Origin of the sequence: Cupriavidus necator N-1 (assembly GCF_000219215.1) — a bacterium.
GTDB classification, from domain to species: domain Bacteria; phylum Pseudomonadota; class Gammaproteobacteria; order Burkholderiales; family Burkholderiaceae; genus Cupriavidus; species Cupriavidus necator.
The window spans coordinates 2,020,625-2,033,046 of the sequence record NC_015723.1; the positions used below are offsets into that span (position 1 = coordinate 2,020,625).

The 12,422-nt window shown below is 66.4% G+C and carries 9 protein-coding genes and 1 pseudogene; 4 read left to right on the top strand and 6 right to left on the bottom strand.

All coding sequences use genetic code 11. From position 1 onward, the window contains the following. Positions 1-23: 23 nt before the first annotated feature. The 4 genes from boxA to CNE_RS27240 form a co-directional block, all read right to left on the bottom strand. A complete protein-coding gene (boxA, locus tag CNE_RS27225; protein ID WP_013953514.1) occupies positions 24-1,304 on the bottom strand; it encodes a benzoyl-CoA 2,3-epoxidase subunit BoxA in 1,281 nt (426 codons plus the stop codon). A gap of 143 nt (positions 1,305-1,447) precedes the next feature. Continuing rightward, positions 1,448-2,875, bottom strand: coding sequence for a benzoyl-CoA 2,3-epoxidase subunit BoxB (boxB, locus tag CNE_RS27230; protein ID WP_013953515.1), 1,428 nt, complete (start codon positions 2,873-2,875; stop codon positions 1,448-1,450). A 45-nt stretch (positions 2,876-2,920) separates the two neighbouring features. Continuing rightward, positions 2,921-4,579 carry a 2,3-epoxybenzoyl-CoA dihydrolase gene (gene boxC, locus CNE_RS27235; RefSeq protein WP_013953516.1) on the bottom strand — a complete coding sequence of 553 codons (1,659 nt, stop codon included), beginning with the start codon at positions 4,577-4,579 and terminating at the stop codon, positions 2,921-2,923. Positions 4,580-4,736: 157 nt separating this feature from the next. After that, the gene (locus tag CNE_RS27240) at positions 4,737-5,699 is read right to left on the bottom strand and encodes a helix-turn-helix transcriptional regulator (protein ID WP_013953517.1); all 963 of its coding nucleotides are present in this window, start codon (positions 5,697-5,699) and stop codon (positions 4,737-4,739) included. A gap of 88 nt (positions 5,700-5,787) precedes the next feature. Here CNE_RS27240 and CNE_RS27245 point away from each other — a divergent pair. The 4 genes and pseudogenes from CNE_RS27245 to CNE_RS27260 all read left to right on the top strand — a co-directional run bounded on the left by CNE_RS27245 (position 5,788) and on the right by CNE_RS27260 (position 10,903). Continuing rightward, positions 5,788-6,253 (top strand): annotated as a pseudogene (locus CNE_RS27245) (DUF4863 family protein). Between the two features lie 8 nt (positions 6,254-6,261). After that, positions 6,262-7,809 carry a 3,4-dehydroadipyl-CoA semialdehyde dehydrogenase gene (locus CNE_RS27250; RefSeq protein ID WP_041228688.1) on the top strand — a complete coding sequence of 516 codons (1,548 nt, stop codon included), beginning with the start codon at positions 6,262-6,264 and terminating at the stop codon, positions 7,807-7,809. Between the two features lie 83 nt (positions 7,810-7,892). Then, positions 7,893-9,497, top strand: a complete 1,605-nt coding sequence (locus tag CNE_RS27255) for a benzoate-CoA ligase family protein (RefSeq protein ID WP_013953519.1) — start codon at positions 7,893-7,895, stop codon at positions 9,495-9,497. Between the two features lie 47 nt (positions 9,498-9,544). After that, positions 9,545-10,903 (top strand): MFS transporter, encoded by a 1,359-nt coding sequence (locus CNE_RS27260; protein ID WP_013953520.1) that lies wholly within the window; start codon positions 9,545-9,547, stop codon positions 10,901-10,903. 83 nt (positions 10,904-10,986) lie between these two features. Here the strand turns inward: CNE_RS27260 and ycaC are convergent, their stop codons facing one another. Together ycaC and CNE_RS27270 are read right to left on the bottom strand one after the other, a co-directional pair. After that, the gene (ycaC, locus tag CNE_RS27265) at positions 10,987-11,613 is read right to left on the bottom strand and encodes an isochorismate family cysteine hydrolase YcaC (RefSeq protein ID WP_013953521.1); all 627 of its coding nucleotides are present in this window, start codon (positions 11,611-11,613) and stop codon (positions 10,987-10,989) included. Positions 11,614-11,700: 87 nt separating this feature from the next. Then, a complete protein-coding gene (locus CNE_RS27270) occupies positions 11,701-12,378 on the bottom strand; it encodes an isochorismatase family protein (protein WP_013953523.1) in 678 nt (225 codons plus the stop codon). Positions 12,379-12,422: the final 44 nt, after the last annotated feature.

Genomic DNA, 12,422 nt, shown 5'->3' on the forward strand with positions numbered 1-12,422 from the left:
GGGGTTCGCGCCCGCGGCTGCATCTAGTACGTTTCCAGATGCAGCCGCCCTTCCCGCTTCAAGCCTTCAGCCAGCGCCTCCCACTGCAGCCCCGCCTGCTGCGCTACGTCCCGCAGCGCCAGCACCACGCCCTCTTCCATGCTCTTGAGCCCGCACACATAGAAGTACGTGTCAGGGCTCGCCAGCAGTGCCGTCAGGTCCGCCGCGCGCTCGCGCATCAGGTCCTGCACATAGCGCTTGGGCTGCCCCGGCGTGCGCGAGAACGCAAGGTTGATGTCGATGAAATCCTTGGGCAGGTTCTGCAGCGGGCCGAAATAAGGCAGCTCCTCCTGCGTGCGCGCGCCGAAGAACAGCATCAGCTTGCCGCCATCGAACTTGCCGGCCTTGCGCAGGCGCCGGCGCCATTCGGTCATGGCGCGCATCGGCGCGCTGCCGGTGCCCGTGCAGATCATCACGATGTTGGAGCGCGGGTGGTTGGGCATCAGGAAGCTGGCGCCGAACGGTCCGATCACTTCCACCTTGTCGCCGACCCTCAGGTCGCACATGTAGTTGGAGGCCACGCCGCGCACCGAATTGCCGTCATGGTCCTGCAGCACGCGCTTGATCGTCAGCGACAGGTTGTTGTAGCCGGGACGCTCGCCGTTGCGCGGACTGGCGATCGAGTACTGGCGCGCATGGTGTGGACGACCGCTGGCTTCAGTGCCCGGCGGCACGATGCCGATGGACTGGCCTTCCAGCACCGGGAATGGTGTCGCGCCAAAGTCCAGCACGATGTGATGCGTGTCGTATTCGCGGCCGACTTCAGTCACGCGCACATTGCCGGTCACGGTAGCGGTGATGGTCTGGTTGGCGGACTTGGCGCCGTACAGGTTGGTGTAGGCATGCGCTGCGGACCACGGCGGCACGGTGGCGCCGTGGCGGGCGCTGTTGACGGCGTCTTCACCGGTGCCGGCCAGCGGCGACGTGGCGGGAATCTCCGGCGCGGCGGTCTGCATCTCGGCGCCGGGTGCCAGGTCGGCCAGCTGCTCGGGCGTCAGTTCTTCCGGCAGCGTGTCCCAGGTGAGTTGCTCTTCGATGCTGTAGGCGCGCAGCTTCGGCATGGCGCGCCAGTTGTCGATCGAGCCCGTCGGGCACGGGGAAATGCAGGCCATGCACAGGTTGCACTTGTCGGCATCGACCACGTAGTTGCGCGAGTCGTGCGTGATCGCGCCCACCGGGCAGGTCGCTTCGCAGGTGTTGCAGCGGATGCAGATCTCGGGATCGATCAGGTGCTGCTTGATGACTTGAATTTCTGCCATGTCCATGGCGGTCTCCACAGAATCAGGGGCGTTCGGGGTGAGGGTCGTTGTTGCAGCGGCGCTTCATGGACGCGCCAGCCCTCTCCCCCGGCCCCTCTCCCGCAAGCGGGAGAGGGGAGCAAACAGGGAGCAATGGGTAAGACCGTGACTCAATTGAAGCGCACGTATTCGAAATCCACCGGCTGGCGGTTGATGCCCATCACCGGCGGCGCGATCCAGTTGGCGAACTTGCCCGGCTCGACCACGCGGCCCATCAGGCTGGCGACAAAGGCGCGGTCGCCTTCGCTGGGCAGCCACTGGTCGCGGAAGTCGCGCCATTCGGCATCGGAGATCACGCGGCCGTCCGGCGAAACCTTGACGCCGGCCAGCGCGCCGATATTGCGGTGGAAAGCCTTGTGCGGGACCTTCAGGCGGAACGGGATGCCGGCCTTCTCGATGACCTTGTTCCAGCGCTCCACGCCGCCCATGCTGTCCTTGATGTAGTCATCGCGCAGCACTTCATTGAGTGCGTTGAGCATCGGCACTTCCTTCTCGGTCAGCTGGCCGTTCTGCGCCTGCAGGATGCGGTAGGTCTGGCCCTTGAGCACGTGGTCGTCCATGCGCTTGCCTTCTTCGTAGCGGCCCTTGAGGCCGGTGCTGTAGAAGGTGGCGGCGTTGCTCGACTCATCGGCGCCGAACAGGTCGATGGTGACGCTGTAGTGGAAGTTCAGGTAGCGCTGCAGCGTCGGCAGGTCGATCACGCCGGCCGCGCGCAGCTTCGCGGGATCGTCGGTCTTGAGTTCGCTCATCACCTGGCAGGTGCGCTGGATCACGCGCGACACGCCCGATTCGCCCACGAACATGTGGTGCGCTTCCTCGGTCAGCATGAACTTCGTGGTGCGTGCCAGCGGATCGAAGGCGCTTTCGGCGAGCGCGCACAGCTGGAACTTGCCGTCGCGGTCGGTGAAGTAGGTGAACATGAAGAACGACAGCCAGTCCGGGGTCTGCTCGTTGAACGCCTGCAGGATGCGGGGGTTGTCCTGCTGGCCGCTGCGGCGCTCCAGCAGCGCTTCACCTTCCTCGCGCCCGTCGCGGCCGAAGTACTTGTGCAGCAGGTAGACCATGGCCCACAGGTGGCGGCCCTCCTCCACGTTCACCTGGAACAGGTTGCGCAGGTCGTACATGCTGGGCGCGGTCAGGCCCAGGTGGCGCTGCTGCTCGACCGACGCCGGCTCGGTATCGCCCTGCGTCACGATGATGCGGCGCAGGTTGGCGCGGTATTCGCCCGGCACGTCCTGCCACGCATCCTCACCCTTGTGGTCGCCGAAATGGATCTTGCGGTTGGCCTCGGCCGGGTTCAGGAAGATGCCCCAGCGGTAGTCCGGCATCTTGACGTGGCCGAAGTGGGCCCAGCCCTGCGGATCGACGCTGATCGCGGTGCGCAGGTAAATGTCATGCTGGTGCGAGCCTTCCGGGCCCATGTCGTTCCACCAACTCAGGTAGTTCGGTTGCCACTGCTCAAGCGCGCGCTGCAGGGTGCGGTCTTCGCTCAGGTTGACGTTGTTGGGGATCTTGTCGCTGTAGTTGATGCCGGACATGGAGGTCTCCTTCAAAGAACGATTCGGTTGTCGTGTAAGGCTGGATCAGACGCGGTTCCAGTCGAAGGCGGCCTTGTCGCCCTTGCCGTAGACCTTGAGCGCACCCTTTTCGCCCACTGCGTTGGGGCGCTGGAAGATCCAGTTCTGCCACGCGGTCAGGCGGCCAAAGATGCGGGTGAACATGTTTTCCTGGCCGTTGAAGCGCAGATTGGCTTCCATGCCGGTCAGCGCATCGGGCGACATCGCCACGCGTTCTTCCAGCGCGATGCGCACTTCATCGGTCCAGTCGATGTCGTCGGGGTTGGCGGTGACCAGGCCGAGCGCATAGGCGGCATCGGCATCGAGCGGCTGGCCGGCCTTGGCGCGCACCGCGTCCAGCGCGGGCTGCTCGTCGTAGAAGCGGCGGCCCAGGCGGCTCTGGCCGGTGGCCATCGGGTAGAGGCCGAAGTTGACTTCCGCCACGGTGATCTTCGGTGCGCGCTCCTCGTCGTCCGGCAAGGCCAGGTGGTAGCTGCGGTCGCAGGCCAGCGCCAGTTCCAGGAAGGTGCCGGCAAAGCACGATTGCGGCTCGATCAGCGCGAACAGGCTGCGCGACGACACATCCAGGCGGCTCAGCGTGCGGCGCAGCAGGCCGATGGTCTCGCGCACCAGCCAGTGGTCCTTGTGCGCCAGCAGCGTGGCGTCGGTGGCCAGCACCGCGGCGGCGTCGCCGCTGGTCTTGATCAGCCAGGTGCCGATGTCCAGTTCATTGGTGCGCATCGACAGGATCGCGTCTTCCAGTTCGCGCGCCAGTTGCAGCGGGTACCAGGCGGCGCCGGCTTCAACGATGTCATCGATGTTCTGCGGCTGCGTGCCCGTCGGCGCCTTGACCGTAAAGGTGGCGGTGCGGCCGGCGCGGTCGATCCCGATCGTCACATGCGTGTAGCGCAGCGCATCGGCTTCGATGGTGCGCTCGATCGGGGCAAGTGGCACGCCCTTGCCGTCGGCCGGGCGGTCGCTCTGCGCTGCCAGCGCCAGCGCGCGCTCCTGCACTTTCTGCGCGAACACGGCGGGCTTGGCAATGTCGTCGACCAGGCGCCAGTCCTTGGCACGCTGGCCGCGCACGCCTTCGGTGGTGGTGCAGAAGATGTCGGCCAGGTCATGGCGCACGTGGCGCTTGTCGGTCACGCGGGTCAGGCCGCCAGTGCCGGGCAGCACGCCCAGCAGCGGCACTTCCGGCAGGCTCACGGCCGACGAGCGGTCGTCCACCAGCAGGATCTCGTCACAGGCCAGCGCCAGTTCATAGCCGCCGCCGGCGCAGGCGCCGTTGACCGCGGCCAGGAACTTCAGGCCGCTGTGCTGCGAGGAATCCTCGATGCCGTTGCGGGTCTCGTTGGTGAACTTGCAGAAATTGACCTTCCACGCATGGCTGCTGACGCCCAGCATGAAGATGTTGGCGCCGGAGCAGAACACCTTGTCCTTGCCGCTGGTGACGACCACGGTGCGCACTTCCGGGTGCTCGAAGCGGACGCGGTTGAGCGCGTCGTTCAGTTCGATATCGACGCCGAGGTCGTAGCTGTTGAGCTTGAGCTTGTAGCCGGGGCGCAGGCCGGCGTTCTCGTCGATGTCCACCGCGAGCGTGGCGACGGGGCCGTCGAACGTCAGCTTCAGGTGCTTGTATTGGGTGGGGGCGGTCTGGTAGTCGACGCGGGGGGCGGTGGTCACGGCGGTGTCTCCTCTGCGAAACTGCACTATTTTGCACGAACAGGAATCTGGTGAGACGAACTATAGTTCATCAAGCAGAATTTCTGCAAGCAATATTGTGCAGATTTCTCAAGAGGTGCCGGTCATGGCCCGATGCCGCGTTATTGCGCCTCAGCCGTCACAACGGCATGCGCAGGGCCTGGCGTACCAGTTCGCGCAGCGCGGCAAATGTGGGTTCCAGCGGCTGCGCGCTGGTGTCCAGCGAGAACTCCGCCTTGGAATAGAAGGCCGCGCGCCCGGCCAGGATATGGCGCAAGTCCTCCATGGCCTCCTTGCTGGCCGCCATCGGCCGGAAGTCGCCCTGCTCGCGCACCCGCTCCATATGGTCTTCCGGCTCCGCCTGCAGCCAGACCGTGGTGCAGTGGGCCAGCAGCAGGTTGAAGGTGGCCGGATCAGAGACCAGGCCGCCGGGCGTGGCGATCACGGCCTCGGGATAGATCTGGATGGCTTCTTCCAGCGCGCGCCGCTCGTAGCGGCGGTAGGCATTCATGCCATACAGGCCCTGGATCTCCGAGATGCTGCAGCCGGCAAACTTCTCGATCTCGCGGCTCAGCTCGACAAAGGGGAAATCCAGGTCTTCGGCCAGCATCCCGCCCAGCGTGGTCTTGCCGGCGCCGCGCAGCCCGATCAGCGCCACGCGCGGGCTGCGCGCGGCCTGGCCGGCATTGTCGCCACCCGTGCCGAGCATCTCGCCCACGGCAACGCGCACGCGCCGCAGCGTGGCTTCGTCGCGGTGCTCCAGCAGCTCGCGCAACAGGATCCATTCAGGCGACGACGTGGTGACGTCGCCCAGCAACCCGGCCAGCGAGCACTGCAGCGCATCGGCAATGTGCTGCAGCACCAGGATGGAAGCGTTGCCGCTGCCGTATTCCAGGTTGGCCAGGTGCCGCTCCGACACGCCGGCGGCCTGTGCGGCGGCCTTTCGGGTCAGGCCGCGGCAGGAGCGCAGCTCGCGCACACGCTCGCCGAGCGTGACCAGGAACGGGTTCTTCTCGGTGCCGTTGGCAGCGCTTGCATCTGAATCATGGTGCAGGTCGGCTTCCGGGGTTAACCCAGCTTTATGCAATATAGTGCTTGACATGATTTCTGTGCGGCTCTATTTTTCATACATGCACAATAATGCATGAAGCCAGTGATAGCAACTGGCGAATCAGACGGAGCCCCTCACCATGTCCCCCACAGAATTCCGCAGCCAGATCGCGCAGCTCACCGCGCAACTGGCAGGCCGCCCGCTGGATACCGCACTCGATGCCTGGCTCAATGCCGAACACGGCGCCGGCACGCCCCACCTACCAGCAACTGAAGGACGCATGCCAGGCCGGCGTGGCCGAAGGCTGGCTGTGCGACCGCGAAGGCGGCGGCATCCGCTATGGCCGCATCTTCAAGCCTGCCGACGACCTGCACGGCTTTTCCGTCGACGTGGTCGACATGCAGGACATTGCCGGCCCGCATCACACCCATCCCAACGGCGAGATCGACCTGATCATGCCGCTCGAGGGCGAGGCACAGTTCGACGGCCGCCCCGCCGGCTGGCTGGTGTGCCCGCCGGGCAGCGCCCACCGCCCCACCGTCAGCAACGGCCGCGCGCTGGTGCTCTACCTGCTGCCGGAAGGCCGCATCGACTTCACGCGCTGAGATCCCCCATGACCGAATTGCTATCCAACTACCTCGGCGGCAAGTGGCAGGCCGGCAGCGGTGCCGGCACGCCCTTGTTCGATCCGGTGCTGGGCGACGAACTGGTGCGCGTGGACGCCACCGGGCTGGACCTCGCGGCCGGCTTCGCCTTTGCCCGCGAACAAGGCGGCGCTGCCCTGCGCGCGCTGACCTATCGCCAGCGCGCCGCGTTGCTGGCCGACATCGTCAAGGTGCTGCAGGCCAATCGCGATGCCTATTACGACATCGCCACGGCCAACAGCGGCACCGTCAGGAACGACTCCGCGGTCGACATCGATGGCGGCATCTTCACGCTGGGCACTTATGCAAAGCTGGGCGATACGCTCGGCGACCGGCACTACCTGCTGGATGGCGAGGCCGCGCGGCTGGGCAAGGACCCGTTGTTCCAGTCCCGGCACGTGCTGGTGCCCACGCGCGGTGTGGCGCTCTTTATCAATGCCTTCAACTTCCCGGGCTGGGGACTGTGGGAGAAGGCGGCGCCGGCATTGCTGGCCGGCGTGCCGGTGATCGTCAAACCCGCTACCGCCACCGCCTGGCTGACCCAGCGCATGGTGCGCGACGTGGTCGAGGCCGGAGTGCTGCCGGCCGGCGCATTGTCGGTGGTGTGCGGCAGCTCGGCCGGACTGCTCGACCAGTTGCAGCCGTTCGACGTGGTGTCGTTCACCGGTTCGGCCGATACGGCCGCGGTGATCCGTTCGCACCCGGCGATCGCGCAGCGCTCGGTGCGCGTGAATATCGAGGCGGACAGCATCAATTCCGCGGTGCTGTTGCCAGGCGACGGCCCGGACACCGAAGCCTTCGACCTGCTGGTCAAGGAATTGGTGCGGGAGATGACGGTCAAGTCAGGCCAGAAATGCACCGCGATCCGGCGCGTGTTCGTGCCCGGGGCGCTGTTCGCGCAAGCTGCCGAGGCCATCGGTGCGCGCCTGTCGAAAGTCACCGTGGGCAACCCGCGCAACGACGCCGTACGCATGGGCGCGCTGGTCAGCCGCGCACAGTTCAACGCCGTACAGGAAGGCCTTGCAAACCTGCGCAAGCATGCACAGGTGCTGCACGACGGCACGCAGCAGCCACTGGTCGATGCCGATCCCGCCGTAGCCTGCTGCATCGGCCCGATCTTGCTCGGCGTCAACGATGCGGACGCCGCCGCCGCGGTGCATGACACCGAAGTCTTCGGCCCCGTAGCCACCCTGCTGCCCTACCGCGATACCGCCCACGCGCTCACGCTGGTGCGCCGCGGCCAGGGCTCGCTGGTGACATCGCTCTATGGCAATGACGCTGCCGCGCTGGGCGCCGCCGCGGTGGAGCTGGCCGACAGCCACGGCCGCGTGCACGTGATCTCGCCCGACGTCGGGCAACTCCACACCGGCCACGGCAACGTGATGCCGCAATCGCTGCACGGCGGCCCCGGCCGCGCCGGCGGCGGCGAGGAACTGGGCGGCCTGCGTGCGCTGAATTTCTACCACCGCCGCAGCGCCATCCAGGCCAGCACCGCGGTGCTCGACACCCTCGCCTGACAGTCAGCCATCCGGCTTTACCGCGCCGCCACGCCCGCGTGGCGGCGCGCAGCACACCGTACACCAGAAACGGGGAGACACGCATGACCGCCATCACAGCAGACGTCCCGGTCCAGCCGCCGGGCACGTCCTTCAACTTTGCGGCGCACCTGCTCGGCTGCAACGCGGGGCGCACCGGCAAGACCGCCTATATCGACGACGACGGCCAGCTTAGCTATGGCGAACTGGCGCAGCAGGTGCGCCGCCTGGCCGCCGCGCTGCTTGATGCCGGCATCCGCCGCGAGGAGCGCGTGCTGCTGCTGATGCACGACTGCACGGACTGGCCGGTGTGCTTCCTGGGCGCGATGTATGCCGGCATCGTGCCGGTTGCCGTCAATACGCTGCTGACCGCCGACGACTACGTCTACATGCTGCAGCACAGCCGCGCGCAGGCGGTACTGGTCTCGGCCGCGCTGCTGCCGCTGCTGCAGGAAGCGCTGGCGCGGCCCGGGCATGAAGTCGGCAAGGTGTTCGTGTCGCGGGCGCGCGGGCCGCTGCCGGACGGCATGGTGGCGCTCGATACCGTGCTCGCCACGCAAGCGCCGTTGTCCGCGCCTGCCGCGACCAGTCCCGACGATCCCGGCTTCTGGCTCTATTCGTCCGGCTCGACCGGGCAGCCCAAGGGCGTGGTGCACAGCCACGGAAATCCGTACTGGACAGTCAGCCTGTATGCGGGCCCCGTGCTCGGCCTGCAGGAACAGGACATCTGCTTCTCCGCGGCCAAGCTCTATTTCGCCTACGGGCTCGGCAATGGCCTCAGCTTCCCGCTCAGCGTGGGCGCGACGGTAGTGCTGATGGCCGAGCGGCCCACGCCCGAAGCCACCTTCCGCCGCTGGCGCGAGCAGAAGCCGACCGTATTCTTCGGCGCGCCCACGGGCTATGCCGGCATGCTCGCATCGCCGGCGCTGCCCGCGCGCGACGAGGTGGCGCTGCGGCTGTGCTCGTCCGCCGGCGAGGCGTTGCCCGCCGACATCGGCCAGCGCTTCACCGCGCATTTTGGCTGCGAGATCATCGACGGCATCGGCTCCACCGAGATGCTGCATATCTTCCTGTCGAACCGGCCCGGCCAGGTGCGCTACGGCACCACCGGGTGGCCGGTGCCGGGCTACACCATCGAACTGCGCGACGAGGAAGGCCGCCCGGTGCCCGACGGCGAAATCGGCGACCTCTATATCCAGGGCCCCAGCGCCGCCATGATGTACTGGGCCAACCGCGAGAAGTCGCGCGAGACCTTCCGCGGCGGCTGGACCAAGAGCGGCGACAAGTACGTGCGCAACCCCGACGGCACCTACAGCTACGCCGGGCGCAGCGACGACATGCTCAAGGTCAGCGGCATCTACGTATCGCCGTTCGAGGTCGAGGCCACGCTGGTGCAGCACCCGGCCGTGCTGGAAGCCGCGGTGATCGGCGTGCCCGACCAGGAAGGGCTGGTCAAGACCAAGGCCTTCGTGGTGCTGAAGGCGGGCGCGCAGCTTGGCGACGGCGAGCTGAAGGCCTTCGTCAAGGAACGGCTGGCCGCCTACAAATACCCGCGTGCGATCGAGTTTGTCGAGGCACTGCCCAAGACCGCCACGGGCAAGATCCAGCGTTTCGTATTGCGCGAGCGCGAACTGAAGGCCGCCGAAGAGCGCGCCGCCGCGGTGGCGTGACCGGCAACGCCGGCCGCCCCGCCATACCACCATACCGGAGACAAACCATGCGTCAGATCGATGTCCACAAGCTGGCCGACGAGGCCCGCTTCAACCGCTTCCACGCGCTTATCCTGTTCTGGTGCGCGATCATCATCATCTTCGACGGCTACGACCTGGCCGTCGCCGGTATCGCGCTGCCATCGATCATGAAGCAGATGGGCGTGACGGCCACCAGCGCGGGCTTCATGGTCAGCTCGGCGCTGTTCGGCATGATGTTCGGCGCGATCTTCCTTGGCACCGTGGCCGACCGCATCGGCCGCAGGCGCGCCATCGCCATCTGTATTGCGCTATTCAGCGTCTTCACCGCGGCGGCTGGCTTTACCAGCGACCCGGTAACGTTCAGCATCACGCGCTTTCTCGCGGGCCTGGGCATCGGCGGCGTGATGCCAAACGTGGTGGCGCAGATGACCGAGTACTCGCCGCGCAAGCTGCGCGGCACACTGGTGACGCTGATGTTTAGCGGCTATTCGGTCGGCGGCATGCTGGCCGCGCTGCTGGGCAAGGGGCTGATCGAGAGCTATGGCTGGCAGTCGGTTTTCCTCGCTGCCGGCCTGCCCGTGCTGCTGGTCCCGCTGGTGCTGCGCTCGCTGCCGGAGTCGATGCCCTACCTGCTCCGCACCGGCCAGACCGACGCTCTGCAATCCGTGGTATCGCGCCTGGTGCCGTCGCATCGCGCGCAAGCCGGCGACGTCTTCACGCTGGCTGCGGACGACAACGCCGGCAGCGCGCCGATCCGCCGCCTGTTCCAGGACGGCCGCGGCTTCAGCACGGTGATGTTCTGGGTGGCGTTCTTCATGTGCCTGTTTATGGTGTACGCGCTCAGCTCGTGGCTGACCAAGCTGATGGCGGGCGCGGGCTACAGCCTGGGCTCGGCGCTGACTTTCGTTCTGGTGCTGAACTTCGGCGCCATGCTCGGCGCGATCGGTGGCGGCTGGCTGGCCGACCGGCTGCCGATCAAGTACGTGCTGATCGCCATGTACTCGCTGGCCGCGGTGTCGATCACGCTGCTGGGCTACCCGATGCCCAGCGCAGCGCTGTTCGTCGTGGTGGGCCTGGCAGGTGCTTCCACCATCGGCACGCAGATCGTCACCTATGCCTATGCGGGCCAGTTCTATCCGATGGCAGTGCGCGGCACCGGCATCGGCTGGGCTTCAGGCGTGGGACGCAGCGGCGCCATCCTGGCACCGATCGTGATCGGCGTGCTGGTGGGGATGTCGTTGCCGCTGCAGCAGAACTTCCTGGCGATGGCGATCCCGGCAGTGATTGCGGTGGGGGCGGTGTCGATGATCAATCACCGGCGCTCGGCGTCGGCGCAGGCGGAAGTCGCTGCGCCGCCGGTGAGGGGGGCTGTGAAGGAAGCCTGAGGGACCTTGCTTGCCACTTGGGTGTTCCCCTCTCCCGCTTGCGGGAGAGGGGAACAAACCAGCGGCTCGCTGAAGGGCGTTGCTTACTTGCTGCCCTTCACTGCCGTGTACGCCGTAATCAAATTCCGATAGTCCGGAATATGGTTCGAGAACAGCGTGCCCAGACCCTCGATGTCGTTGCGCCAGTCGCGATGCAGTTCGCAAGCCACGCCGAACCACGACATCAGCTGCGCGCCAGCGTCAGACATCCGTTGCCAGGCCGAATCGCGCGTGATTTCGTTGAAGGTGCCAGAGGCATCGGTCACGACAAAGACTTCGAAACCCTCTTCGATCGCCGACAACGCCGGGAAGGCCACGCAAACCTCGGTGACCACGCCGGCGATCAGCAGTTGCTTCTTGCCGGTGGCACGCACCGCGGCCACGAAGTCCTCGTTATCCCAGGCGTTGATCTGGCCCGGGCGCGGAATGAACGGTGCGTTCGGGAACATGGCCTTGAGCTCGGGCACCATCGGTCCGTTGGGGCCATCCTCGAAGCTGGTGGTCAGGACGGTCGGCAGCTTGAAGTACTTGGCCAGGTCGGCCAGTGCCAGCACGTTGTTCTTGAACTTGTCGGGCTCGATATCCCGCACCAGCGACAGCAGGCCGGCCTGGTGATCGACCATCAGGACGGCGGCCTGGCTCTTGTCCAGGCGCTTGTAGGGCTTGCTCATGACGTTCTCCTGTGAACAGAAGGTGCGGACCCGCGGCGTTCGCCGAGGGTCCGCACCCGGGGTGTGCAGGCCGTTGCCAGCCTGGCGTCAGCGCTTGGAGTCCAGGACCTCGTGGTTCTTCTCCACGTCCTGGGCCTTGAGATAGCTTTCGATCAGCAGGCGGTAGGCCGGGAAGATCTGCGTGTAGACCTCGGCCCATTGCTGCGCGTCGGGGCGGTTCCAGCTCTGCTGCAGTTCAGAGGCCACGGCGGCGGTATCCATCGGCACCACGCCGGCCTGGACGATGCGCGCCAGGGTGATTTCCTGCGCCATCTTGGAATAGGTGCCCGAGGCATCCACCACGGCGAACACCTTGTAGCCGTCGGCCACCGCGCTGATCGACGGGAACGCCATGCACACGCTGGTGATGGTGCCGGCGATGATCAGGGTCTTCTTGCCCGTCTCACGCACCGCGGCGACAAAGTCGGGGTTGTCCCAGGCGTTGATCTCGCCCTTGCGCGCGACGTATTTGGCATGGGGGGCGTTTTCGTGGATTTCCGGAATCAACGGGCCGTTCGGGCCTTGCGGCACGGATGCCGTGGTGATCACTGGCAGCTTGCACAGCGTCGCCATCTTGGCCAGCGCGGCAGCACGGGCGCGCAGCTCAGGCATCGGCATATCACCAACGGTCTGGAACAGGCCGCTCTGGTGGTCGATCAGCAGCATGGCCGTATCGGCGGGATCCAGTACCGGACGCTTGCCGTTGAAATTCGCGGGTGTGGTCATGTGGCTTTCTCCTATGCGGTTGGCGAAACCGGCGACTCGGGGCA

Coding starts and splice junctions, on each gene's coding strand:
- CNE_RS27255 (WP_013953519.1), top strand. CDS start 7,893: ATGACCGCCATCACAGCAGACGTCCCGGTCCAGCCGCCGGGCACGTCC.
- CNE_RS27260 (WP_013953520.1), top strand. CDS start 9,545: ATGCGTCAGATCGATGTCCACAAGCTGGCCGACGAGGCCCGCTTCAAC.
- boxA (WP_013953514.1), bottom strand. CDS start 1,304: ATGGACATGGCAGAAATTCAAGTCATCAAGCAGCACCTGATCGATCCC.
- CNE_RS27250 (WP_041228688.1), top strand. CDS start 6,262: ATGACCGAATTGCTATCCAACTACCTCGGCGGCAAGTGGCAGGCCGGC.
- boxB (WP_013953515.1), bottom strand. CDS start 2,875: ATGTCCGGCATCAACTACAGCGACAAGATCCCCAACAACGTCAACCTG.
- CNE_RS27270 (WP_013953523.1), bottom strand. CDS start 12,378: ATGACCACACCCGCGAATTTCAACGGCAAGCGTCCGGTACTGGATCCC.
- CNE_RS27240 (WP_013953517.1), bottom strand. CDS start 5,699: ATGTCAAGCACTATATTGCATAAAGCTGGGTTAACCCCGGAAGCCGAC.
- ycaC (WP_013953521.1), bottom strand. CDS start 11,613: ATGAGCAAGCCCTACAAGCGCCTGGACAAGAGCCAGGCCGCCGTCCTG.